Below are 22,176 nucleotides of genomic sequence, written 5' to 3' on the forward strand. Positions count from 1 at the left end.
AAGGCCGCTTCGCGGCGGTGTCGGATGATTTCGCCTCCGGCGGGCAAGGGTTCGCACCCTTGCATCCCATTATGCGCCTGCGGCGCGGTTTTATGGGCTTCGCAAGAGGGGACCGAATCTCAATAAAAAAACCGGAAGGCCGGAAGCGGGGGTGAATCCGCTTCCGGCCTTCCGGTTGATAACCGGCCAAGGGCCGAGCTATGCGCCGTACAGGGCGTCCTTGTGGAAGAAACAATAGAAGTCGTCCGACTCGGTGAACAGCGCGGGATGACGCCGTCCAAACCGGCGGACAGAGCGGATCGCGGTCGGGCAGCAGGCCTTGAACATGGCGCCGACCACAGGACCCAGGCTCGCCAGAAACGCCATCAGGGCGAAGATCAGCACTCCGTCCACAAAGAAGAAATCGAATTCCATACTTGAAACCTCCGAAAAATGTTCTGCCCATAGGATAACCTCTTTTCCGTTCGAAGCAACCCCCTCCGATTAATTCTTTTATTCACATTCTCACGTCCGGCGGGGCTTTCCGGGCGGCTTGACTTCTCGGCCCGACTGCCCCACAACCCCTCCATGAGCCTCGATTCCATAACGCGCAAGGCCCTCGACGGTGTCCTGCCCTCCGATGCGGAAATCATGTTCCTTATTGAACAAGCGCCGGAACGCCTGCCGGAGCTCCTCGGCCACGCCCACCGCGTGCGCACCGCGCACCTGGGCCGCAAGGTCGGCCTGTGCGCCATCGTCAACGCCAAATCCGGGACCTGTTCCGAGGACTGCGCCTTCTGCGCCCAGTCCGGACACCACGCGGCCGACAGCCCGGAATATCCCCTGCTCTCCCCGGACGAGATCGCTGAAGCCGCGGCCCGCGCCAAGGCGGCGGGAGCGACCCGGTTCGGCATCGTGGCCTCGGGCAAGCTGGTCGGCGGGCGCGACCTGGACGGCTTCGAGGCGGCCATCCGCCGCGTGGCGGCCCTGGGCATGATCCCGGACCTGTCGCCGGGCATCCTGGAGCGCGGCCAGCTGACCCGGCTGAAACAGGCCGGGTTGCGCGGCTACCACCACAACCTGGAGACCTCGGCCACGCATTTCCCCAGGATGTGCTCCACCCACCGCTACGAGGAGGATGTGGACGCGGTCAGGGCCGGGCTGGACGCCGGGCTGTACGTCTGCTCGGGCGGCATCTTCGGCATCGGCGAGACCTGGGACGACCGGGTGGAACTGGCCCTGCTCCTGCGCGAACTCGGCGTGCCGTCCGTGCCCATGAATTTCCTGACGCCCATCCCGGGCACCCCGCTGGAAGGGCGCGCCCCGCTCTCCCCGGAGGAGGCCCTGGCCATCGTCGCCCTGTACCGCTTCCTGCTCCCGGACCGCCAGCTGCGCATCTGCGGCGGGCGGCCCACGGTCTTCGGCACCAACCGGCAGCGCGAGCTGCTCACCGCCGGGGCCAGCGGCCTGATGGTCGGGGACTACCTGACCACCAGGGGCGGCGACGCGGCCTCGGACCTTAAGGACATCCGCCGGGCCGGACTGGTCCCGGCAAGGGAGTGAGCCCCATGGCCCACGGCGAACCGCGCGGCGACGGACCCGGCTTCCCCCTGCCCCAATCCCCCTTGGCGGACCTGCACCGGCTGGTCTGGACCGCGCTCATGGCCGCGCTCATCGGGGCCGGGGCGTATCTCATCGTGCCTGTCGGCCCGGTGCCCGTGTCCATGCAGCCGTTCTTCATCTTCCTGGCCGGGTACCTGCTTGGGCCCCGGCACGCGGTCCTGGCCATGGGACTCTATCTCCTGGCCGGAATCGTCGGCCTGCCCGTGTTCGCGGGCGGCAAGTCCGGGCTCGGCTACCTGCTCGGCCCCACCGGCGGCTACCTGATCGGTTTTCTGGGCACGGCCCTGATCTGCGGCCTGGCCCGCAACCGCGAGGGCGGGCTGCCGTGGGCGCGCGGCGTGCTCGCCGGGCTGGCCGGTGTCGGCCTGGCCTACCTGACCGGCGCCGTCTGGCTCAAGTCCGTCCTCTCCCTGACCTGGACCAAGGCCGTGGCACTGGGCGTGCTGCCCTTCATCCCCTGGGACGTGCTCAAGGTCGCGGTCGCCCTGGCCTGCGCCCGGCACCTCCTGCGGCTGGGCCTGACGCCCGGCCGGCGGTAAGTGCAAACCCCCGTACCCACTGGACAGACTGGACCGTCTGTGCTTTGATGCGCTCCCGTGAATAACCTGTTAGGATGCGCGCAATGAAGACCACCCCGCTGACCGATATCCACCGCCTGACCTGGACGGCGCTCATGGCCGCCCTCATCGCGGCCGGGGCCTGCGTCAATCTGCCCATCGGCCCGGTGCCCGTGTCCATGCAGACCTTTTTCGTGGCCCTGGCCGGGTTCGTGCTCGGCCCAAGGAGGGGCGCCCTTGCCGTGGGCCTGTATCTCCTGGCAGGAGCCGTGGGATTGCCCGTGTTCGCGGGCGGCAGGTCCGGGCTCGGCCACCTCTTCGGCCCCACCGGCGGCTTCCTCGTCGGCTTCGCGGCCTACGCCATCATCGCCGGGCTGGCCCGCACCGATGACGGCATATCCTGGGCGCGCGGGTTCGTCTTCGGCATCCTGGGCATGGTTCTGCTCTTTCTCATGGGCGCGGCATGGCTCAAGTTCTCCCTCAACCTGACCTGGACCCGGGCCTGGGCCCTGGGCGTGGCTCCGTTCCTCCTCTGGGGGCTGATCAAGACCTCGCTGGCCGTGATCGCCGGCCGGTACCTGGTCCGCGCCGGGCTTTTGCCCGCCTCGGCGTGACCCTGGATGGCCATGGCGGTTCACGGCATCCCTCCCATGCGGGCCGACACCAAGACGGTGGCCTTCTTGCGCAGTTTCCTGCGCTGCTACCTGACCGGCGCGGCTTTCAACACGCGCGGCATGCAGAACATCGGCCTGATGTACGCCATGCTGCCGGGACTTCAAGCCATCCACGAGGATCCCAAGGATCTCAGGGCGGCGCTCAAGCGGTACGCCCGCCACTACCAGTCGCACCCGTTCTGGACCCCGTGCATGGTCGGCATCCTGCTCAACGTGGAGACGACCATCAGCGCGGGCCATTTCCCGCCGCGCATGCTGGCCAAGGTCAAGGACACCACCAGCTACACCCTGTCCGCCATCGGCGACTCGGTGTTCGCGGGCAGCGCCCTCATCTTCTGGGCACTGTCGACCATCTGCCTGCTCCTGACCGGCTTCCCGGTCCTGGCCTTCGCCATCGGCCTGGTCCTCTTCCTGGGGCTACAGGTCTTCCGCGCCTACACCTTCGTCTGCGGGGTCAAGCAGGGGTTCCGCTTCCTGGAGCGGCTCCGCCACTGGGACCTGATCAACTGGGGCACCAAGGTCAAGTACGCCAACGCGGCCCTGCTCCTCTGGCTGTGGACGCTCATCTGGCCGCGCCCGTACGACTGGTGGGAGTTCGCGGTCGGGCTGTCCGCGCTCATGCTCTTCGGCCGCTACGTGCGCACCGGCCTGCTCTCGCGGGTCCTTGCCGTGGCCGTTTTCGTGGGTCTCATAGAACTTTTCCCGTGGCTGGAGACCATGGCCAGAAACGCTTTTGGCTTGTGATTTTCCGCCCGATCAGACATAAAAACGACGTGAAAAGCAGGTTTTGATATGACGGATGAAAACACCATGACCGACGAGAGTCCCGGGTACTTATCCCGGAAAGTGGTTGTCTCCTCGGACAACGGGCTGCACGCCCGGCCCGCCGGACGGCTGGCCCAGGAGGCACAGACCTTCGATTCGGAGATATCCCTGGTCGTCGACGACCAGACGGTGGACGCCAAGTCCATCCTCGACATCCTGACCCTGGCCGCGGGCCCGGGCAATATGGTGGAACTGCGCGCCAAGGGCGCGGACGCCAAAGCCGCGCTGGACCGGCTCGAGGCGCTGTTCCTGAACAAATTCGAAGGGGCATAAATGGCTGACTCGACCCTCACGGGCATACCGGTCGCCACCGGCATCGCCATCGGCAAGGCCTTTTTCGTCAACCGGAACCACATGGCGAACCTGCCCCGGCAGATCGTCGCCGCCGAAGACATGCCCGCGGAGATCGAGCGTCTCCGCGCCGCCTTCAAGTCCGTGGAGACGGAACTGGCCGCCATCCGCGAGCAGGTCCCGGAGGAACTCAAGAGCCACGGCTCGCTCATCGACACCCATCTGATGATGCTCAAGGACCCCAAGCTGGCCGGGGCCTCCGAAAAATACATCGAGACCCTGGGCCTGAACGCGGCCTGGGCCCTGGAAAAGGCCGTGTCCGACCAGGAGGCCACCTTCGAGGCCATCAAGGACCAGTACATCCGCGAGCGCATGCAGGACGTGCGCGTGGTCGCGGAAAAGGTCCAGACCAAGCTCATGGGCGTGAAGACCGACCTGTCCTCCATCTCGGGCCGGGCCATCATCATGGCCCACGACCTGACCCCGGCGGACACCGTCGAGCTCCAGGTGGACAAGATCATGGCCTTTGCCACCGTGCGCGGCGGCAAGACCTCGCACACGGGCATCATGGCCCGGTCGCTGGGCATCCCCGCCCTGGTCGGCGTGGGCCGCCTGGAGGAGGTCCACGACGGCGACCTGGTGATCATCGACGGCCTGACCGGCAAGATCGTCATCAACCCCACCGAGTCGGAACTGGCCGAATACAACGAGCGGGCCGCCCTGTTCGAGGACTACACCCGCAAGATCCGCCGCCACTGCCACCTGCCCGCCGAGACCTTCGACGGCTCACGGGTCATGGTCCAGGCCAACATCGAGCTGGTCGAGGAAGTGACCGCCGTGCTCGACAACGGCGGCGAGGGCGTGGGCCTGTACCGCACCGAGTACGCCTACCTCAACCGGACCACCCTGCCCACCGAGGAGGAGCTGGCCGAAAAGTACATCGACCTGGCCGCGATCATGTCCCCGCGCAAGGTGGTCTTCCGCACGCTGGACCTGGGCAGCGACAAGTTCATCGCCTCCTACGGCGAGCTCAACGAGACCAACCCGGCCATGGGGCTGCGGGCCATCCGCTTCTGCCTCAAGAACCCCCAGCTGTTCAAGACCCAGCTGCGGGCCATCCTGCGCGCCTCGGCCTACGGCAACGTCTCGCTCATGTTCCCCATGATCTCGGGCGTGAAGGAGGTCCGCCAGGCAAAGGCGTGGCTGGCCCAGGCCAAGGCCGAACTGCGCCGCGAGGGCGTGGACTACGACCCGGACATGCCCATCGGGACCATGATCGAACTGCCCGCGGCCGTGATGATCGCCGAGTTCCTGGCCCACGAGGTGGACTTCTTCTCCATCGGGACCAACGACCTGATCCAGTACTCCATCGGCGTGGACCGGACCAACCGGCACGTGTCCTACCTGTACCAGCCCCTGCACCCGGCCACCCTGCGGGCCATCAAATTGGTGGTTGACGCCGCGCACCAGGCGGGCATAGAAGTGTCGCTCTGCGGCGAGGTGGCTTCGGACCCGTTCTGCGTGCCCATCCTGCTCGGCATGGGCATAGATTCCATCTCCATGACCCCGCAGGCCATTCCCGGCATAAAGCGGATCATCCGGCAGACCAACATGCACGACTGCCGACTGTTGCTCAAGGACGTCCTGGAGTGCCGCACGGTCAGCCGCATCAACAACCTGGTGATGGACAACATCTTCAAGCACTTCCCGGAAGAAGTGACCTTCTTCTCCTCGCTGCTCGAAAACGACGAGCTGCCCAGCTAGCATCATGGCCAAGAAAAAGAACAAGACCACCTCGCCCGACACCATAGCGGTCAACAAGCAGGCCCGGCGCCTCTACGAGATCCTCGAGACCTTCGAGGCGGGCATCTCCCTGGTCGGCTCCGAGGTCAAGTCCCTGCGCGGGGGCCAGATCTCGTTCAAGGACGGCTACGTCTCCTTCCGCCAGGGCTCGGCCTTCCTGGTGGGCGTGCACATCGCCCCCTACGAAAAGACCGGGACCTACGACCAGCACGACCCGGAACGCGCCCGCCGTCTGCTCCTGCACAAGCAGGAGATCGTCAATCTCCAGGCCAAGACCGAACAGAAGGGCCTGACCGTGGTGCCCATGAAGATGTACTTCAGCCACGGCAAGGTGAAGGTCCAGCTCGGCCTGGGACGCGGCAAGAACGTCCACTCCAAGAAGCAGGACTTGAAAGACCGCGACATCGCGAGAGACACCCAGCGCCAACTGGCGGCCTACAAGTAAAATTTGCCCCCGGCCCCCCCTCTTCCCTCCCAAACTTTTGGATACGCATCCGCGTGATTGCGGGTTGCGTGAGTGCGTGCGTTTCAGCTGTTCGTTGTCGGCTGCGAGAGCACGACGGAAAAGAGTTTGGATACGGGGTCGGCTCGCTCCCTATTGCCCGGCCTGGTCACCCGACGCCATGTTGCGGCGGGGGCGGACAGTCCTTCTGGCCGGGCGCTTGCGGCGCGTCCGCGCGGCGGCCTGGGACGCATCGCCCCGCACGCTCTCGGTCTGACTGGTCACGGACCGGATGACCTGGGGCACGAACCGCTCCGAGAATCCGGCCACGAAGCTCCAGAACATGACCTTGGCCATATCCTGGCCGCTGACCGGGCTGGTCCGCTGCAGGAAGGCGGGCAGGTCCACGGCGCGGTCGTTGGTGAAGGCCGGGATGTAGAATTTGGGGAAGATCGGCAGGTCGAGTATGCCGGTCAGGAAGATGACATAGAGCACCAGGGCGAAGATGCCGCCGAACAGAGGGATGATCAGTACCGAGGCCCAGGACTTGGACAAGATGTCCAGCTCGTCGTCCTCGATGCTCCCCAGCCGCTGCTGGATGGACACGAAGCCGCCCATGATCCCGCAGCCGAAGACCACGGCCGTGATGAACACGCTTCTCCCGAACCACAGCCCTCCCACGAACAACAACGAGGTCAATCCCAGGGCTATGCCGGAATAGATCAACAATCGCCTTGAGATGAGCATGATATGCTGTCTGCGCTCGTCCATGATTCCTCCTCACCCGCGCCAGGCCGAACGGCGCACGGATATGCCTCACCGCTACCACGAACAGGGAATCGAAACAACCGGTTCGCCGAATCGGGTGACAGAGGAAATCAGAACAGGCTGGCCTGGACCTGCGGCTTGTCCTCGGGCCTGACCTTCTTGAAGGTCAGGCGGTGCATGCGGCAGGGGCCGAGCCTTTGGATGGCCTCCACGTGAACCTTGGTGCCGTAGCCCATGTGCTTGGACAGGCCGTAACCCGGATAGCGCCCAGCCAACCGGACCATGAGGTGGTCGCGGAAGGTCTTGGCCAGAATGGAGGCGGCGGAGATGGCCGGGACCTTGCCGTCGCCCTGGATGACGTATTCCTGGGGGATGTCCCGCCCCAGCGCGTGATGGGGAATGAGCTTGTCGCCGTCGATGCGCAGAAAGCGCGGCTCGGCCTTCATGGCCCGTACGGCCCGGCCCATGGCCCGGAAGGTGGCCTGCAGAATGTTGATCTCGTCGATCTCCCACGGCCAGGCCACGCCCAGCCCCCAGGCCACGGCCTGCTCCCGGATGAGCGGATACAGCGTCTCCCGCTTCCCGGCGGTCAGCTTCTTGGAGTCGTTCAGCCCCGGCAGGTCATACTCCGCAGGCAAAATGCACGCCCCGGCCACCACCGGCCCGGCCAGGCACCCCCGCCCGGCCTCGTCCACGCCCGCGATCTCCACCGTGTCGTAGTGAACGGCTTGATACAAACTGTTCCGTGTCATCTTCAATCTTACGCGCTAACCCTGTCGGCCATAGACTTCCACGCACAGGGAAGTCGCCCGCCAATCGCCTTCATGATGCGGGCTGCCGTAGTCCCGGCCGTAATGGAACCGGTACTTGTCGGTGGGCAGGTTCTCCCACATGGCGTCCCTGGTCTGTTCGACCTTCTCATCTAGAGCCTTGCGGCCACCCCAAGCAGTGACCAGCAACACGAACAGACCGCATTGAACGGTGGTCAGCTTGCGTTGCAACTCGACCAATCGTTCCAGATCCCTGGGCGATTCCTGGTTCCATTGACGCTTTACCTCGATCACATGGGTCACATACTCCCGGCTGTTCCACAAGGCGATGTCCACTCGCTTGGAGCCCCCCATGATCTCGGGTTTTCTTCCGCGTGAGAGCTTGCCCGTACACTCCATCATCTGATTGAACGGCTCTTCCATGGTCAGGTAGCCGGTGGTGTGTACCTTGCGGATTGAACGGCAGATCTCGCTGACCATGAACCCTTCCACCCCGTAATCGCAAAGCCAGGCCCCGCCGGACCACTCGGAAAACGTACGATTCGCCTTCTCCGCACCGGTCAGGACCGCCTTTATTATGTCGCTACGCGCCACCGTTCCTCCTCAATCGGATGTTTGGACAACGAATTTGCTACCACCTACCCCCAAGACGCACAAGCCCTTACCCCCAAACCACAAAAGCCCGGAGTGTCGTTAGACACTCCGGGCATATATATCTCCATGTAATATCTGGAAAATTTGCGGAGAAGTGGATGATTGTGCCGACGGGAGGCAAATCCGGGGCCGAAGCGTATCTTAATACGCGAGGGTCCGGGTTTGCCGAGCGGCGGTGCAGACGCCCGCTTATCCGGAAATTTTTACTCCCAGATCTGCTTGGACTTGATGCGGGCGGCCTTACCGCGCAGATTGCGCAGGTAGTAGATGCGGCTCCGGCGAACCTTGCCCTCGGAGACCACTTCCACGCGGTCGATGTAGGGGGAGTTCATGGGGAACACGCGCTCCACGCCGATACCGTCGGAAATCTTGCGCACGGTGAAGGTGGAGTTGGTGGTGCCGCGGCGGCGGCGCAGGACCGCGCCCTGGAAGACCTGGATGCGCTCTTTCTCGCCCTCGATGATCCGGTAGTGCACCTTGACGGTGTCGCCGGCCTTGAACTCGGGGATATCCAAGCGGATGTGTTCGGCTTCGATTTTCTTGATGATGTCCATGGTATGCTCCTTAAAAATTATAGAGTGCTGGACGATGGGCCCGTGGCCGACATCCGCCTCTAGTACTCATCCGCGATCAATCGGTCGACGATGATGGCGACCGCGCTCCTGACCGAGAGATGGTTGTAGTCATCCAAATACCTGAGCGGCCGTACAATGCCGTCCGTTTTGGAGAGGACTTCTTCCGCCAGACCGTGTCCGGTACCAAATATCAATAATACCGGAGAGTTGACGAGCCAGCTTCGCACTTCGCCAAAGGTCAGGGCGGGCTGGGCTTGCTTGCGGCGATCCAGTCTTGCTGACGTGGCCGCGAGGCGGGGACATTGCCCTGTTTGGGCCTCGATGTCAAGGACCGCGCTTTCGATATCGTCAAAAACCTTGACCTTGGAAAAGGCCTCGGCCCGGTCCGGATTGGCCTGGGCGCCCGCGCCCTCGCGCCAGTGCCCGAGCAGCTTCTCGGCCAGCGCCTTCTGGTCCTCGATGGGCGTGGTGGCGTAGAACCCGCCGAGCCCGTAACTGCGGGCCACGCGGGCCATGTCGTGCAGGTCCAGGTTGGTCACGGACACGGCCACTTTCTCGCCGAACTTGTTGACCACGGGATAGTGGCACAGGGCGATGTACAGGTTGCGGCCCAACCGGGTGCGCGAAAGCGTCCGCAGAAAATCGATGTCCTCCACGGTCAGGCTGGCCGTGGGCAGGACGTCCGGCCGGTCGCGCAGGGTGGCGGTCAGGGACTGCTCCCGCCGCCAGGCCTCGATCTTGCCGTGGTCGCCGGAACGCAGGACCTCGGGCACGGTCAGCCCGTCGAAGTCCTCGGGCCGCGTGTAGTGCGGGTATTCGAGCAGCCCGGCGGTGAACGATTCCTCGTCCCCGGAGTCCTCGTGGCCCATGAAGCCGGGCAGCAGCCGGGCAACCGACTCCACCAGGCAGACGGCCGCCGCCTCGCCGCCGTTGAGCACGAAGTCGCCCACCGAGACCAGTTCGATGGGATAGAGGTCGAGCAGCCGCTCGTCGATGCCCTCGTAGCGCCCGCAGATCAGGGTCACGTCCTCTTCAAGGGAAAGCTCGCGGGAAAGGGCCTGGTTGAGGGGCTTGCCGCGCGGGGAGAGCATCAGGATGCGCCCCTTGGACCCGATGGAGTCCAGGGCCTTGATCATGGGGTCGAGCTTGAGGAGCATACCGGGCCCGCCGCCGAACGGGCGGTCGTCCACGGACTTGTGCACCCCGCCCGCGAACTGGCGGACGTCCACGTAGTCCAGACCGACCAGACCGGTCTCCACGGCCTTGGACATGAGCCCGCTGTCCAGCGGGGACTCGAAGAAATGCGGAAAAATGGAGACCAGGTGGAAATTCATGAACCCTGCTTCCTGGAGCGCGGCGGACGGCGCTTCTTCTTTTTGGGCGGCTCGGGGTTGAGGTACAGGTCCAGCAGCCCCTCGGGCGGTTCGATGACGATGGTCTCCGCGTCCAGATCCACGTCCAGGACGAATTCGGGCACGGCGGGCAGCAGAATCTCGGTGCCCGCGCCGTTCTCGATGACCCAGGTGTCCTGCTCGCCGGTCTCGTAATAACCTTTGAGTTCGCCCACCTCGGAGCCGTCCTCGAGGACCACCCGGCAGCCGATCATCTGGTACAGGTAGTGCTCGCCCTCGTCCGGTTCGGGCAGGTCGGCCTCGCGGACCAGGATTTCACGGCCGCGCAGGGCCTCGGCCTGGTCCCGATCGGTGATCCGGGGCGAGGTCAGCAGGACGAGGTCCTTGTGCTCGCGCCAGGAGGCCACCTCGAGGGGCCTGGGCCGCCCTTTGGCAACGGACAGGTAGAGCGGCACGTCTCCGAAAATGGTCGGGGAGTCCGCATAACTTTTTATGCCGAACTCCCCTCGAATTCCGTGCGCCTTGACCACCCCGCCCACGGGGATGAAACCGGGCTCTTCTTTCATGGGCCACCGTGCGGTTGCTGCAAAAGACCGGGGCCGCCGCGCGGGGCTTGCCCGCACGCCGGTCCAGGGTCGTTCGCGTCTCGCCTCGGGCCGCTTGGGCCCGCACGCGGACGTGCAAATGTAAGCCGTTGCCTAAGGGGAAGGCTACTCGAGGATCTCCAGGACGGAGCGTTTCCGCGCCTTGGTGGAGGCGGCCCCAAGCAGCGTGCGCATGGCTCTCGCCGTGCGGCCCTGCTTGCCGATGACCTTGCCCAGGTCTTCCTTGGCCACCTTCAGCTCGATAACCGAGGTCTGCTCGCCTTCGACTTCGGAAACTTGCACTTCGTCCGGGTTGTCCACCAGGGACTTGGCAATGTACTCAATCATCTCTTTCAACATGACGTCACCTCCGGTGCAGGCGCGTCGCCGCGCGCCATGAATATGAGCTGCCAAACGTGGTCCGGACCCTGCAGGCCGGGCCGGCGGGCCCGCCTGTGAAAAAGCGCAAGCTACTTGCCGGCTTTCTTCAGCAGAGAACGAACCGTGTTGCTGGGCTCCGCGCCCTTTTCCAACCACTTCTCGATCTTCTCCATGTCCAGCGCGATCTCGTTCGGCTCGACCATGGGATTGTAGTGCCCGAGGAATTCGACGGGGCGTCCATCACGGCGCACGGCGCTGTCGAGGGCCACGACGCGGTAGAAGGGACGCTTCTTGGAACCCATCCGGGTCAGTCTGATTTTCATTGCCATGGTTCTTATACTCCCAATAGTTGATTAATACGTTTTTGCCTACTATATGGCAAGTTTTATCACTTGCAGGACGGGAAGTCCCGGCCACTTACTTTTTCTTTTTCTTCTTATTCTTCTTTTTGTTCAGCTTTTTCTTCTTGCGTTCCTTGAGCGTCTTCTTGGAGACGGTGCGCTGGGCGCCTTCCTCCTCCATGCCGGGCATGCCGGGCATTCCAGGCATTCCGGGCATGCCGCCGCCGAGCGCGCTCATGTCGGGCATGCCGCCCCCGCCCAGGCCGGGCAGCTTGGGCAGGCCGAACTTGCCCTTCTTCTTTTTGCCGCCGCCCATCATGGACTGCATGACCTTGCTCATCTGCTTGAAATTCTTGATGAGCGCGTTGACGTCCGCAACCTTCACGCCCGAGCCCCGGGCTATGCGGTCCTTGCGGCTCGCGTTCTTGAGCAGGTCGGGCTGGCGGCGCTCCTTCAGGGTCATGGCGGAGATGATCGCCTCGGTGCGCTTCATCTCGTCCTCGGGCAGGGCGTTGTCGCCCAGTTGCTTCATGATGTTGCCCATGCCGGGGATCATCTTGAGCAGCCCTTCCATGGACCCGAGCTTCTTGAGCTTGCGCATGTGGCCCAGGAAGTCCTCGAAATCGAACTCGGCCTTGGCCATCTTCTCGGCCATGGCCTTGGCCTCGTCCTCGTCGATCTGGCTCTGGGCCTTCTCGATGAGGGTCATCATGTCGCCCATGCCGAGGATGCGCGAGGCGATGCGGTCCGGGTGGAAGAGCTCCAGGTCGGACAGCTTCTCTCCCACGCCCACGAACTTGACCGAACGGCCGGTCACGGTCTTGATGGACAGAGCCGCGCCGCCCCTTGCGTCGCCGTCCATCTTGGTCAGGACCACGCCGGTGATGCCGAGCTTCTCGTTGAAGCTCTCGGCCACGGTCACGGCGTCCTGGCCGGTCATGGCGTCGGCCACGAACAAAATTTCCTGCGGCTCGCACTCGCGCTTGATGTTCTCAAGCTCGTCCATCAACGTCTCGTCGATGTGCAACCGGCCCGCGGTGTCGAACAGGATCAGGTCGCAGCCCAGTTCCTCGGCCTTGCCCAGGGCGTCCCTGCAGATATCCACCGGGTTCATGTCCGTGGTGGATGGGTAGACCGGCACGTCGAGCTGCCGGGCCAGGGTATTCAGCTGGTCGATGGCCGCCGGGCGGTAGACGTCGGCGGGCACCAGGTACGGCTTCCTGCCGTGCTGCTTGCGCAGGAACATGGCGATCTTGCCCGAGGAAGTGGTCTTGCCCGAGCCCTGCAGGCCGACCATCATCAGCTTGAGCGGCCTGGCCTTGAGGTCCAGATCCTTCTGTTCGCCGCCGAGCAGCTCGATGAGTTCCTCGTTGACGATCTTGATGAAATGCTGGCCGGGCTCAAGCCCCTTGAGGACCTCGTCGCCGAGAGCGCGTTCCCTGACCTGGTCGACGAACTGCTTGACCACCTTGAAGTTGACGTCGGCCTCGAGGAGCGCGAGACGCACCTCCCTCAGACCCTCCTTGATATTGTTCTCGTCAAGGGTCTTTTTGCCGCCCAACTTGGAGAAGGTGGCGCCGAGTCTTTCTTGCAGGCTCTCGAACAACGGATCAACTCCCTGGAATTACTAAATTTATTCTTTTCGCCTGCGCGAAGACCACCGTCCAGCGCGGGCAAAGAGGACGTTTGTTAAGCCAGATTCCCCGGATAGTCAAGGGCGGCGGGGGACGGCTCTCGGGAGGGAACCCTGTTCCGGCCCCGTTTCCGGTCCGTCGGCCGGGGCCGGTTCGAGCCTCCGGACCGTCTCGCGCGGGCGTTGGCCGGCCCCCATGTCGTGTCGTCGGCCCGAGGCGAGCATACCCGGTTGCGCGGCCTTCCGCCACCCTGCGGGATCGCGTGGCGAACGTTGCGCAAGGACCGGGAATGTGCGAACAATCCATGGCATATGGAAAATCTCAGGAATTCGCTCTTCGTCCGGGTCTGGCTGACCCATTTCGTGCCCGCCTTCTTTGTCGGCGCCGTGCTGCTGCTGACCGTCAAGGACCTGCCCGCGCCCAGCCTCATCCCGGTGGGCGGGGCCGGGGACCTGGTCAAGGCCGTGCTCAACGGCGCGGCCGTGGCACTGGCGGTCCTGCTCTTTCACCGCTGGCGGAACCGACGCATGCGCAACCTGTGGCCGAGCGCCTCGGCCGTCTACGCCGGAGCCAAGCTGCGCTGCTCCGCCCTGGTCGGCTTTCTGGCCGGGGCCGCCGACATCCTCCTGACCCTGAGTGAATGGGGCGTCCTCTTCCTGGCGCTCCTCGTCCTGTCCGTCCTCGTCTGGAACCTGCGCGTCTTCACCCGGCGCAGCGTGTCCCTGCTCAGGCCCGGCAGCGAGATCACCTGGGCCGACGTGAACGAACTGCTGCGCGTCTACCTGGCCACCCTGATCGGCTTCACCCTGGTCAACGCGGCCGTGGACGGGCTGCACGCCCTGGCCGGGATCACGCCCCCCTTCGACTTCGCGTCCGCGGGCGGCGAACTCTTCCTCAACGCCCTCTACTACACGGTGGTGACCATGACCACGCTCGGCTTCGGGGACATCGTGCCCCGCACCTGGGACGGCAAGATCCTGCTGATCGTCCAGAGCCTGACCAGCTACTTCATGTTCGCCTTCATGATCGGCATCATCACCCGGGGCGTGACCTCGGGCCGCGACCGCTGACCCGGCCACTCCGCCGCCCGGCCCGAAGGGCCGCTCTTGTGCAGCCCTGTGCAGCCGGTTGCCAGCCGCGCGCGATGGGTATAGGGGACCCGCCAGACAAGAAAGGTTCCCATGAAAATCACTCCCGACCGTTTCCGGCTGGCCGTCCAGGCGGCCTTCACCCTCTTTTCCCTGTATGCGGGCTACCGCTTCATCCTTTTCCTGAGCTGGGTCTCGGGCCGTTCCGAAACGTTCGTTGCCAAGCCCGGCGCGGTGGAGGGCTTCCTGCCCATCAGCGCCCTGCTCGGCTTCCGGCGGCTGGTTTCGTCCGGATTCTGGGACCGCGCCCACCCGGCCGGGCTGACCATCTTTTTGGCCGCCCTGGCCATGGCCTTCCTGTTCCGCAAGGGATTCTGCGGCTACGTCTGCCCGGTGGGCTTTCTGTCCGGGCTGCTGGAACGGGCCGGACGCAGCTTCGGCATGGCCAGGATTCCGCCCCGGCGGATCGACCTCCCCCTGCACGTCTTCAAATACCTGGGCATGGGCGGATTCGTGTTCCTGATCTTTTCCATGGACCCGCGCTCGCTCGAATCCTTCCTGCGCAGCCCGTTCAACATGACCTCGGACGCGCGCATGCTCGACTTCTTCCTGCACCCGTCCGGCATGGCCCTGGCCGTGCTCGCGGCCCTGGCCCTGCTCAGCGTCATGGTGCGCAACTTCTGGTGCCGGTATCTCTGCCCCTACGGCGCGCTGCTCGGGCTCTTCGCCTGGTTCGGGCCGGTCCGCGTGCACCGCGACAAGGACGCCTGCGTCCACTGCGGCAAATGCTCGGCCAGCTGCCCCTCGGGCATTGCGGTGGAACAAAAGGAAGCGGTGCGCACCCCGGAGTGCATCGGCTGCGGCCAGTGCGTCGGGGCCTGCCCGGTGGACGGGTGCCTCGGCTTTCACGCGCTGGGACGGCGCATCCCGTGGCCGACCGTGGCCGTGGGAGCCGTGCTGGTGCTGCTGGTCGCCAGGGTCTGGGCCGGATACGCAGGGGTCTGGGACAACCCCCTGCCCCCGGAGATGCTCAAGCGCGTCTACCAGGCGGGCGCGGGGTTGATGTAGGGCCTACTCGGCGCAGTCCACGCAATAGGCCGTCTCGGGCATGACCTTGAGCCGGGCCATGGGGATGGGCTCGCCGCAGTCCAGGCACAGGCCGAAGTCCTCGTCCTCGTCCACCCGCTTGAGGGCCTCCTCCAGCCGGGCCAGGCGGACCCGGGCCTTGGACAGCTGGGCCTCGGCCACGGACTGGTTGACGATGGTGTCCATGCGCGAGATGCGCCCGATGGCGTTGTCCGGGGCCACGGGCTTGACCTGTTCCGCGAGCCGGGGAATCTCTACCTTCAGCGCGTCCATCTCCTCTTCGGCGAACCGCTTGAATTCCATTTTCTGCGCCTCGGTCACGAAATCCTCCCCAATCGTTGCATGGCGTCCTCGAGCACGTTCATCTCCTTGGCGAAACAGAATCGGGCCAGGGTTTCCCCCACCGGGCCGGAATAGAAGGCCGAGCCCGGCACGCAGGCCACGCCGGTCTTCTCCAGCAGGTACAGGGCACGTTCCCTGGCGGTTTTCCCCGGCAGCCCGGTCACGTCGGCCAGGGTGTAATACGCCCCGTCCGGCACGTACGGGGTCAGGCCAGCCGAGCGCAATGCGCCGCAGAAACGGTCGCGCTTGATCCGGTGGTCGTCGGACACCCCCTGGTAGTAGTCCGGGCCGAGTTCCTCCAGCCCCCGGGCCGCGCCGATCTGCAACGGCGCGGGCGCGCAGACGTATACCAGATCGCTGAAGTGGCCGATGGCCAGGGCCCACTGTGGATCGCACAGGGCGTAGCCCAGCCGCCAGCCGGTCACGGAAAAGACCTTGGACACCCCCGAGATGGTGATGGTCCGCCCGGCCATGCCCGGCAGCGTGGCCGGGGCGATGTGTTTTTTCCCGTCAAAGACGAAGTGCTCGTATATCTCGTCGGTGAAGACGAACAGGTCGTGGGATTCGGCGAAATCGGCGATGATCCCGAGTTCCTCACGGTCGAAGACCTTGCCCGCCGGGTTGGACGGGGTGTTCAGGACCAGAGCCCGGGTCTTCGCGGTCACGGCCCGCTCCAGGTCCCGGGCGGTGAAGCCCCACCCGGGCGGCTCCAGGGTGACGTAGACAGGCTTGATGCCGAGCGAGGCCAGGGTCACAACGTGGTAGCCGTAGTACGGCTCGAAGACCAGGACCTCGTCGCCCTCGTCGAGCAGGGCCAGACAGGCGGCGTAGAACGCTCCCGTGGCCCCGCAGGATACCACTATCTGGCCGTCCGGGTCCAGGTCCATGCCGGTGCAGTGTTTCTGCTTGGCCGCGATGGCCCGGCGCAGCCTCGGCAGCCCGTCGAAGCGGGTGTAGATGTTGGCGCCCGCGCGCATGGCCTGCTCCGCGCCCTCGATGACCGGGGCCGGAACGGGCAGGTCGCACACGCCCTGGGCCAGGTTCACGCCGGATACGCGGGCGCATTCCAGGGTCATGCTTCGGATCTCGGATTGGGCCACAAGCGGTCTGCGCTTGCTCACTCTCGGGGACATGGGGTACTCTCAGGCTGAAACGGGTATTCCATACACAATAAGGATAGACCATATATGACTTCACTGAGGAATAAAACCCTGATCCTGACCGGCGCGTCCATGGGCATCGGCGCGGCCTTGGCCGAGGAACTGGCCGGGGAGGGCGTGCACCTCGTCCTCGGCGCCCGCACCAGAGAGAAACTGCTGGCGGTCCGAGACCGCTGCCGCGCCCTGGGCGGGCGGGCGGAATGCGTGGCCGGCGACGCCGCCGACGACGCGGTGGCGTCCCAGCTCGTCGAAGCGGCCCTGAACCTGGGCGACTTTTACGGATTCATCCATGCCGCCGGGGTGCTCGAGCCCGGCCCGGCCGTGTGGGAGCTCTCCGCCGACAGCTTCCGCCGGGTGCTGGACGGCTCCCTGGTGGCGGCCCACCAGATCATGCGCCACGCCGTGCCGCCTCTGCTCGATCGCGGCGAGGGGCTGGCCGTGTTCTTCGGCTCCGGCGCGGCGCAACGCGCCCAGACCGGCATCGGAGCGTACTGCGCGGCCAAGGCGGGCGAGGAGCACCTGGCCCGCCAGCTGGCCAACGAGGCCCCGGCCATCACCACGGTCATCTGGCGGCCGGGCGTGGTCGAGACGCGCATGCAGGCCGACGCCCGCACGGCCGTGGGCTCGGCCGCCGCGCCCCTGCGGGAGCTGTTCGCCTCCTGGCTGCGGGACGGCCTGCTGCTGACCCCGAAGCAGTCCGCGCGCGGCCTGGTGGAATTTCTCCGCGCCGACCCGCGCGCCTACCACGGCAAGGTCGCGGACATACGCAAAATATGAACGCGGGTTGACGCTGGGCATCAGGCTTCCTATAGCCTGTAGGACGGCAACCCCTTCAAGGAGAATCCCATGAGAATCCCCGCTCCCACACTGCCGCCTCTGCCGGGCCCGCTCGCCGACCGACCGGGGCGGGAAAGCGGTCAAGGCCGTGGCTCGCGACAACATGGATGCGCTCATGCACGCCATGGGCATGCGGTAGGCCGGCCATGACCGATCTGCTTTCTCTCTGGGGACTGGCCACGGGCCGACGACGCACGGACATCGTCCTGCCCGGCAGCCCGGAGCGCTGTCTGTCCCGCCGCGCCGTGGAGGATGCCCAGGGCCGTGTCTGGATGCTCGAGACCCTGCGCCCGGGCCAGTTCGGGCGGCGCGAGCGCATCGGCCGCGCCCTGGACCGGATGTCCCGCGCCGGGCTGCCCGCGCCCGCCTACCTGGCCGGTCCGGACGGCCGATTCGTGGTCGAGTGCGAGGACCAGTACCACCAACTCTCTCCATACATCCCAGGCGACTCCCTGCCCCAGCCCGGATACATCGAGGACGACGCGCGCGGCGAGAGCCTGGGCAAATTCCTGTGCCGGTTGCGCGAGGCCTCGGGCGTGGTCCGCGAGTTCGACGACGAGCCGCCCTTCCTGCTGGAGGGATACGTCAACGAACTCATGGCCGCCATGGCCGGACGCCGCCCGGACCTGCACCAGGCCCTGAGGCCGGTCCTGCCCGCCCTGGTTCCGCTCTTCGAGGCCTGGCACGGCCTGCCCGCCTCCCTGTGCCACGGCGACTTCCACCCTCTGAACGTCATCTGGCACGGCCGGTCCGCCGTGGCTGTCATCGACTGGGAGTTCATGGGCGTCCGCCCGTGCCTGTTCGACGCGGCCAACTGCCTGGGCTGCGTGGGCATCGAGGACCCGCCAGCCCTGGTGCGCGGCCTGGCCCCGGCCCTGTTGCGGACCCTGCGCCACGGCATGTGCCTGGACAAGACCTCCCTGTCCCTGCTGCCCGAGCTTATCCTCGGCCTGCGCTTCGCCTGGATGTCCGAATGGCTGCGGCGCAAGGACGAGGAAATGGCCGGGATCGAGATCAGCTACATGCGCCTGCTGGCCAATTCCCTGGACACCCTGCTTCCGGCCTGGAAAAAACTCCTTGGAGAATGATGCGTTTCATCAACACCTACGCCCGGCTGCCCGAGTCCTTTTTTGAACGGATCGATCCCGAAACCGTGGCCGCCCCGGCCCTGATCCGTCTGAACCGCGACCTGGCCGCGCGTCTGGAACTGGACCTGCCCGGGGACCGGACCGAATTGGCCGAAATCTTCACCGGCAACCGGCTCCTGCCCGGCTCCGAGCCCATCGCCCAGGCCTACGCGGGCCATCAGTTCGGCCAGTTCGTGCCGCAGTTGGGAGACGGCCGGGCGCACCTGCTCGGCGAGGTGGAAAACGCGGCGGGCGAGCGGTTCGACATCCAGCTCAAGGGATCGGGCCGGACCCGGTTCTCGCGCGGGGGCGACGGCCGCGCCCCGCTCGGGCCGGTCATCCGCGAATACGTGGTCAGCGAGGCCATGCACGCGCTCGGCGTGCCGACCACCCGCGCCCTGGCCATGGCCGCCACGGGCCGGCCCGTGTTCCGCGAGGCGGAGCTGCCCGGCGCGGTCATCACCCGGGTGGCCTCGGGATTCGTGCGCGTGGGCACGTTCGAGTATTTCGCGGCCCGGCGCATGGAGGACGAGCTCAGGCTGCTGGCCGACCACGTCATCGAGCGCAACCATCCGGCCGCGCGGAAGGCCGACAACCCGTACCTGGCCCTGTTCGAAGCCGTGTGCGCGGCCCAGGCACGGCTGATGGCTCAGTGGCTCTGCCTGGGATTCGTGCACGGGGTCATGAACACGGACAACACCGCCGTGAGCGGCGAGACCATCGACTACGGCCCGTGCGCCTTCCTGGACCACTACGACCCGGCCATGGTCTTCAGCTCCATCGACCACGCGGGGCGCTACGCCTTCAACCAACAGCCGACCGTCATGGCCTGGAACCTGGCCTGCCTGGGCGGCTGCCTCCTGCCTCTGCTCGGGCCGGACGAGGCAACGGCCCGCAAGACCGGCGAGGCGGTCCTGGAACGGTTCATCCCGGCCTTCACCGAACACTACCGCCGGGGGCTGTGCCGCAAGATCGGCCTGCCCGCCGACGACGACTCCTTTTCCCTGGCCCGGCGGCTGCTCGACCTCATGCGCGACGCCCGGGCCGACTTCACCAACACCTTCCGCGCGCTTTGCGGCGCCCAGGAGGCTCCGGCCGCGTTCACCGGCCTGTTCGCCGCCACCGGGGAGATCGCCGCCTGGCTCGACGACTGGCTCGCGCGCCTGGACCGGACCGGCTCGGCGGACGCCGCCCGCGAGACCATGCGCGCGGCCAACCCGGCCTTTATCCCGCGCAACCACCGTATCGAGGCGGCCATCCGAGCGGCCGAAGACGGGGATTTCGCCCCGGCGAACCGGCTCATCGAGGTCCTTGAGCGCCCCTTCGAGGACCAGCCGGAGCACGCCGAATACGCCGCTCCGCCGCTCCCCGGAGAGCGCGTCACCCACACCTTCTGCGGCACCTAGCCTGGTTGACAGCCGGGGTCGGAGGGCATAGTTTGCATTCGTCCACGACAGTCGTGGACCGTAAGCGTTAACGTAAACCAACGCCCAGACCAGGACGGATCGCCCGTCCCGGTCTGGGCGTTGGTTTTTTTATTCTTTCAAAAAGAGGTCCCCATGCGATCACAACACGCCCATGCCTCGGACGAGGCCTGCTTCTGGAGGCTCCCGGTATCCATCTTCCTCTGCTACCTGACCGTGGGGCTGCCCCTGCCGGTCATCTCCCTGTACGTGCACCAGCGGCTCGGCCTGAACTCCACCCTGGTGGGCATAGCCGTGGGCGTCCAGTTCCTGGCCACGGTTTCCACGCGAAGCTACGCGGGCCGCACCGCCGATACGCGCGGAGCCAAACGGACCACCCTGGCAGGGATGTTCTCCTGCGGCGGGGCCGGGATCTTCTATCTACTGGCCGCGCTGCTGCCCCTGCCCGTCTGGCCGCGCTACGGCATTCTTCTCATCGGCCGCCTGCTGCTGGGATACGGGGAGAGCCAGATGCTCACCGGCGTGCTGGTCTGGGGATTCGGGCTGCTCAGCCCGGCCCGGGCGGGCGTGGTCATGTCCTGGAACGGCATGGCCATCTTCGGGGCTCTGGCCGCGGGCGCACCACTGGGGCTGCTGCTCTACGGGCAGTTCGGATTCGCCGCCCTGGGCGTGTCCACCCTGATCCTGCCCTTCCTGGCCCTGCCTCTGATCCTGCCCATCCGCGCCACCGACCCGATCCCGGGGGAAAGGCCGCCCCTCAAGGAGGTCATCGGCCGCGTCTGGCTGCCGTGCACGGCCCTTTTCCTTCAGGGCATCGGGTTCGCGGTCATCGGCACCTTCGCGGCCCTCTATTTCGCGGACAACCACTGGGGCCACGCCGGTCTGGCCTTGACCTGCTTCGGCGGGGCCTTTGTCCTGGTGCGCGTGTTTTGGGGCAAGCTGCCGGACACGCTGGGCGGCATCAAGGTGTCTCAGGCGTCCTTTGCCGTGGAGGGGCTGGGGCTGTTCCTGCTGTGGCTGGCCCCCCATCCGGCCGTGGCCTTCCTGGGCGCGATCCTGACCGGCGCGGGCACCTCACTGCTCTTCCCGGCCCTGGGCGTGGAGGTGGTCAAGATCGTCCCGCCCAACGTCAAGGGCACGGCCATCGGCGGGTTTGCGGCCTTCCAGGACATCGCCTACGCTGTGGGCGGCCCGGCCACCGGAGCCCTGGCCGCCACGGCGGGCTACCCCTCGGTCTTCCTGGCCGCCGCCGTCTGCGCGGCGCTCGGGCTCGGGGTCATCGAGCTCTTCCGCCGTTCCCTGGCCAGGGAAGCCGCCTGAACCGTCTCCCGGCGCGCTCAATCCTGTTCGGGGCGCGCCGCCATCTGTCTGTAGTAGCTGCCCACGGCCTCGAGCAGGGCGTTGGCGGCCAGCCATGCGCAGTGCCGGTCGTCCTCGGGCAGGCCCGGGCCGCCCAGCCCCTCCAGGACGGTCTCTCCGGTAATGGCGGCAAGGTCCTCACAGCGTTTGCCCACGGCCAATTCCGCAGCCATGGAGCCGCTGATGGCGCTGGAGCCGCAGCCATCGGTGGCGAAACCGGCGTCCACCACCGTGTCGTCCTCTATCTGCAAATAAATCCAGATGGTATCGCCGCACCCGCCGGTTGACGCGCCCTCGTAGTTGGCCCCCGAGGGCTCCCCCCGGTACGGCTGGTTGCGCCACCGCTCGAATCCGGCCTGCCCGTAGGCCTCGATGGTCTCTTCGTTGATCTTGTCCTGCAGTTCACGCACGATATCGTCCAAGCTGGGCATCTTCCCGTCCATTTGCTGAATGGTTGCCCGCCGTTCCTGTCCCGAACCCTCGCGGAGGTTGTTAACAGC

26 protein-coding genes are annotated in these 22,176 nt (G+C 66.0%); 13 read left to right on the forward strand and 13 right to left on the reverse strand.

Going from position 1 to position 22,176, the window contains the following annotated elements:
- Window positions 1–198: 198 nt before the first annotated feature.
- The gene (locus BerOc1_RS06755; RefSeq protein ID WP_071544962.1) at window positions 199–414 is read right to left on the reverse strand and encodes a hypothetical protein; all 216 of its coding nucleotides are present in this window, start codon (window positions 412–414) and stop codon (window positions 199–201) included.
- Window positions 415–567: 153 nt separating this feature from the next.
- On the opposite strand from BerOc1_RS06755, the gene bioB reads away from it, so the two are divergent.
- The 7 genes from bioB to smpB all read left to right on the forward strand — a co-directional run bounded on the left by bioB (window position 568) and on the right by smpB (window position 6,197).
- Complete coding sequence (gene bioB / locus BerOc1_RS06760; protein WP_071544963.1) at window positions 568–1,542, forward strand: biotin synthase BioB; 975 nt, start codon at window positions 568–570, stop codon at window positions 1,540–1,542.
- Window positions 1,543–1,547: 5 nt separating this feature from the next.
- Window positions 1,548–2,141, forward strand: coding sequence for a biotin transporter BioY (locus BerOc1_RS06765; protein WP_129586495.1), 594 nt, complete (start codon window positions 1,548–1,550; stop codon window positions 2,139–2,141).
- An 83-nt stretch (window positions 2,142–2,224) separates the two neighbouring features.
- Window positions 2,225–2,773, forward strand: coding sequence for a biotin transporter BioY (locus BerOc1_RS06770; protein WP_071544964.1), 549 nt, complete (start codon window positions 2,225–2,227; stop codon window positions 2,771–2,773).
- A 6-nt stretch (window positions 2,774–2,779) separates the two neighbouring features.
- Window positions 2,780–3,577, forward strand: a complete 798-nt coding sequence (locus BerOc1_RS06775; RefSeq protein ID WP_242652899.1) for a PTS system mannose/fructose/sorbose family transporter subunit IID — start codon at window positions 2,780–2,782, stop codon at window positions 3,575–3,577.
- A 48-nt stretch (window positions 3,578–3,625) separates the two neighbouring features.
- Complete coding sequence (locus BerOc1_RS06780) at window positions 3,626–3,931, forward strand: HPr family phosphocarrier protein (protein WP_071544965.1); 306 nt, start codon at window positions 3,626–3,628, stop codon at window positions 3,929–3,931.
- Window positions 3,932–5,713 (forward strand): phosphoenolpyruvate--protein phosphotransferase, encoded by a 1,782-nt coding sequence (gene ptsP, locus BerOc1_RS06785; RefSeq protein ID WP_071544966.1) that lies wholly within the window; start codon window positions 3,932–3,934, stop codon window positions 5,711–5,713.
- Window positions 5,714–5,717: 4 nt separating this feature from the next.
- Complete coding sequence (smpB, locus tag BerOc1_RS06790; protein WP_071544967.1) at window positions 5,718–6,197, forward strand: SsrA-binding protein SmpB; 480 nt, start codon at window positions 5,718–5,720, stop codon at window positions 6,195–6,197.
- 150 nt (window positions 6,198–6,347) lie between these two features.
- Here smpB and BerOc1_RS06795 read toward each other — a convergent pair whose 3' ends face one another.
- The 9 genes from BerOc1_RS06795 to ffh form a co-directional block, all read right to left on the reverse strand.
- On the reverse strand, window positions 6,348–6,965 hold the full coding sequence (locus BerOc1_RS06795; protein WP_071544968.1) for a hypothetical protein: 618 nt from the start codon (window positions 6,963–6,965) through the stop codon (window positions 6,348–6,350).
- A gap of 107 nt (window positions 6,966–7,072) precedes the next feature.
- Window positions 7,073–7,714 carry a ribonuclease HII gene (rnhB, locus tag BerOc1_RS06800; protein WP_071547040.1) on the reverse strand — a complete coding sequence of 214 codons (642 nt, stop codon included), beginning with the start codon at window positions 7,712–7,714 and terminating at the stop codon, window positions 7,073–7,075.
- Window positions 7,715–7,729: 15 nt separating this feature from the next.
- The gene (locus tag BerOc1_RS06805) at window positions 7,730–8,326 is read right to left on the reverse strand and encodes a hypothetical protein (protein ID WP_071544969.1); all 597 of its coding nucleotides are present in this window, start codon (window positions 8,324–8,326) and stop codon (window positions 7,730–7,732) included.
- A 263-nt stretch (window positions 8,327–8,589) separates the two neighbouring features.
- Complete coding sequence (gene rplS, locus BerOc1_RS06810) at window positions 8,590–8,940, reverse strand: 50S ribosomal protein L19 (protein ID WP_071544970.1); 351 nt, start codon at window positions 8,938–8,940, stop codon at window positions 8,590–8,592.
- A gap of 59 nt (window positions 8,941–8,999) precedes the next feature.
- A complete protein-coding gene (trmD, locus tag BerOc1_RS06815) occupies window positions 9,000–10,295 on the reverse strand; it encodes a tRNA (guanosine(37)-N1)-methyltransferase TrmD (RefSeq protein ID WP_071544971.1) in 1,296 nt (431 codons plus the stop codon).
- Entirely contained in the window at window positions 10,292–10,879 is a 588-nt protein-coding gene (gene rimM, locus BerOc1_RS06820; RefSeq protein WP_071544972.1) for a ribosome maturation factor RimM, read from the reverse strand. Before rimM ends, trmD begins: the two co-directional genes overlap by 4 nt.
- A gap of 144 nt (window positions 10,880–11,023) precedes the next feature.
- Complete coding sequence (locus BerOc1_RS06825; RefSeq protein ID WP_014323320.1) at window positions 11,024–11,257, reverse strand: KH domain-containing protein; 234 nt, start codon at window positions 11,255–11,257, stop codon at window positions 11,024–11,026.
- 110 nt (window positions 11,258–11,367) lie between these two features.
- The gene (rpsP, locus tag BerOc1_RS06830; protein ID WP_071544973.1) at window positions 11,368–11,607 is read right to left on the reverse strand and encodes a 30S ribosomal protein S16; all 240 of its coding nucleotides are present in this window, start codon (window positions 11,605–11,607) and stop codon (window positions 11,368–11,370) included.
- Window positions 11,608–11,695: 88 nt separating this feature from the next.
- Entirely contained in the window at window positions 11,696–13,225 is a 1,530-nt protein-coding gene (gene ffh, locus BerOc1_RS06835; protein ID WP_071544974.1) for a signal recognition particle protein, read from the reverse strand.
- A gap of 339 nt (window positions 13,226–13,564) precedes the next feature.
- Between ffh and BerOc1_RS06840 the strand changes: the two genes are divergently transcribed.
- Together BerOc1_RS06840 and BerOc1_RS06845 are read left to right on the forward strand one after the other, a co-directional pair.
- Complete coding sequence (locus tag BerOc1_RS06840; protein WP_071544975.1) at window positions 13,565–14,323, forward strand: potassium channel family protein; 759 nt, start codon at window positions 13,565–13,567, stop codon at window positions 14,321–14,323.
- Between the two features lie 111 nt (window positions 14,324–14,434).
- The gene (locus BerOc1_RS06845; RefSeq protein WP_071544976.1) at window positions 14,435–15,409 is read left to right on the forward strand and encodes a 4Fe-4S binding protein; all 975 of its coding nucleotides are present in this window, start codon (window positions 14,435–14,437) and stop codon (window positions 15,407–15,409) included.
- A 3-nt stretch (window positions 15,410–15,412) separates the two neighbouring features.
- Here the strand turns inward: BerOc1_RS06845 and BerOc1_RS06850 are convergent, their stop codons facing one another.
- Window positions 15,413–15,748 (reverse strand): TraR/DksA family transcriptional regulator, encoded by a 336-nt coding sequence (locus tag BerOc1_RS06850; protein WP_071544977.1) that lies wholly within the window; start codon window positions 15,746–15,748, stop codon window positions 15,413–15,415.
- A complete protein-coding gene (locus BerOc1_RS06855) occupies window positions 15,745–16,902 on the reverse strand; it encodes a pyridoxal phosphate-dependent aminotransferase (RefSeq protein ID WP_071544978.1) in 1,158 nt (385 codons plus the stop codon). Before BerOc1_RS06855 ends, BerOc1_RS06850 begins: the two co-directional genes overlap by 4 nt.
- A gap of 54 nt (window positions 16,903–16,956) precedes the next feature.
- Here BerOc1_RS06855 and BerOc1_RS06860 point away from each other — a divergent pair, with 54 nt between their 5' ends.
- From BerOc1_RS06860 to BerOc1_RS06875, 4 genes are all read left to right on the forward strand, one after another.
- Window positions 16,957–17,706 carry an SDR family NAD(P)-dependent oxidoreductase gene (locus BerOc1_RS06860; RefSeq protein WP_071544979.1) on the forward strand — a complete coding sequence of 250 codons (750 nt, stop codon included), beginning with the start codon at window positions 16,957–16,959 and terminating at the stop codon, window positions 17,704–17,706.
- A 206-nt stretch (window positions 17,707–17,912) separates the two neighbouring features.
- Window positions 17,913–18,854 carry a phosphotransferase enzyme family protein gene (locus BerOc1_RS06865; protein ID WP_071544980.1) on the forward strand — a complete coding sequence of 314 codons (942 nt, stop codon included), beginning with the start codon at window positions 17,913–17,915 and terminating at the stop codon, window positions 18,852–18,854.
- Complete coding sequence (locus BerOc1_RS06870) at window positions 18,851–20,299, forward strand: protein adenylyltransferase SelO (RefSeq protein WP_242652901.1); 1,449 nt, start codon at window positions 18,851–18,853, stop codon at window positions 20,297–20,299. Before BerOc1_RS06865 ends, BerOc1_RS06870 begins: the two co-directional genes overlap by 4 nt.
- Before the next feature lie 153 nt (window positions 20,300–20,452).
- The gene (locus tag BerOc1_RS06875; protein ID WP_071544982.1) at window positions 20,453–21,637 is read left to right on the forward strand and encodes an arabinose transporter; all 1,185 of its coding nucleotides are present in this window, start codon (window positions 20,453–20,455) and stop codon (window positions 21,635–21,637) included.
- A 17-nt stretch (window positions 21,638–21,654) separates the two neighbouring features.
- Here the strand turns inward: BerOc1_RS06875 and BerOc1_RS06880 are convergent, their stop codons facing one another.
- Entirely contained in the window at window positions 21,655–22,086 is a 432-nt protein-coding gene (locus BerOc1_RS06880) for an iron-sulfur cluster assembly scaffold protein (RefSeq protein WP_207503297.1), read from the reverse strand.
- Window positions 22,087–22,176: the final 90 nt, after the last annotated feature.

Source organism: Pseudodesulfovibrio hydrargyri, assembly GCF_001874525.1.
Taxonomy (GTDB): domain Bacteria; phylum Desulfobacterota; class Desulfovibrionia; order Desulfovibrionales; family Desulfovibrionaceae; genus Pseudodesulfovibrio; species Pseudodesulfovibrio hydrargyri.

Bases quoted from the DNA above. Each gene is read 5' to 3' on its own strand.
- BerOc1_RS06855 (WP_071544978.1), bottom strand. From the start codon at position 16,902: ATGTCCCCGAGAGTGAGCAAGCGCAGACCGCTTGTGGCCCAATCCGAG.
- BerOc1_RS06840 (WP_071544975.1), top strand. From the start codon at position 13,565: ATGGAAAATCTCAGGAATTCGCTCTTCGTCCGGGTCTGGCTGACCCAT.
- BerOc1_RS06770 (WP_071544964.1), top strand. From the start codon at position 2,225: ATGAAGACCACCCCGCTGACCGATATCCACCGCCTGACCTGGACGGCG.
- ptsP (WP_071544966.1), top strand. From the start codon at position 3,932: ATGGCTGACTCGACCCTCACGGGCATACCGGTCGCCACCGGCATCGCC.
- BerOc1_RS06795 (WP_071544968.1), bottom strand. From the start codon at position 6,965: ATGGACGAGCGCAGACAGCATATCATGCTCATCTCAAGGCGATTGTTG.
- trmD (WP_071544971.1), bottom strand. From the start codon at position 10,295: ATGAATTTCCACCTGGTCTCCATTTTTCCGCATTTCTTCGAGTCCCCG.
- BerOc1_RS06865 (WP_071544980.1), top strand. From the start codon at position 17,913: ATGACCGATCTGCTTTCTCTCTGGGGACTGGCCACGGGCCGACGACGC.
- BerOc1_RS06775 (WP_242652899.1), top strand. From the start codon at position 2,780: ATGGCCATGGCGGTTCACGGCATCCCTCCCATGCGGGCCGACACCAAG.
- BerOc1_RS06860 (WP_071544979.1), top strand. From the start codon at position 16,957: ATGACTTCACTGAGGAATAAAACCCTGATCCTGACCGGCGCGTCCATG.
- rnhB (WP_071547040.1), bottom strand. From the start codon at position 7,714: ATGACACGGAACAGTTTGTATCAAGCCGTTCACTACGACACGGTGGAG.
- rimM (WP_071544972.1), bottom strand. From the start codon at position 10,879: ATGAAAGAAGAGCCCGGTTTCATCCCCGTGGGCGGGGTGGTCAAGGCG.
- BerOc1_RS06755 (WP_071544962.1), bottom strand. From the start codon at position 414: ATGGAATTCGATTTCTTCTTTGTGGACGGAGTGCTGATCTTCGCCCTG.
- rplS (WP_071544970.1), bottom strand. From the start codon at position 8,940: ATGGACATCATCAAGAAAATCGAAGCCGAACACATCCGCTTGGATATC.
- BerOc1_RS06875 (WP_071544982.1), top strand. From the start codon at position 20,453: ATGCGATCACAACACGCCCATGCCTCGGACGAGGCCTGCTTCTGGAGG.
- smpB (WP_071544967.1), top strand. From the start codon at position 5,718: ATGGCCAAGAAAAAGAACAAGACCACCTCGCCCGACACCATAGCGGTC.
- BerOc1_RS06765 (WP_129586495.1), top strand. From the start codon at position 1,548: ATGGCCCACGGCGAACCGCGCGGCGACGGACCCGGCTTCCCCCTGCCC.
- BerOc1_RS06845 (WP_071544976.1), top strand. From the start codon at position 14,435: ATGAAAATCACTCCCGACCGTTTCCGGCTGGCCGTCCAGGCGGCCTTC.
- rpsP (WP_071544973.1), bottom strand. From the start codon at position 11,607: ATGGCAATGAAAATCAGACTGACCCGGATGGGTTCCAAGAAGCGTCCC.
- BerOc1_RS06780 (WP_071544965.1), top strand. From the start codon at position 3,626: ATGACGGATGAAAACACCATGACCGACGAGAGTCCCGGGTACTTATCC.
- bioB (WP_071544963.1), top strand. From the start codon at position 568: ATGAGCCTCGATTCCATAACGCGCAAGGCCCTCGACGGTGTCCTGCCC.
- BerOc1_RS06825 (WP_014323320.1), bottom strand. From the start codon at position 11,257: ATGTTGAAAGAGATGATTGAGTACATTGCCAAGTCCCTGGTGGACAAC.
- BerOc1_RS06870 (WP_242652901.1), top strand. From the start codon at position 18,851: ATGATGCGTTTCATCAACACCTACGCCCGGCTGCCCGAGTCCTTTTTT.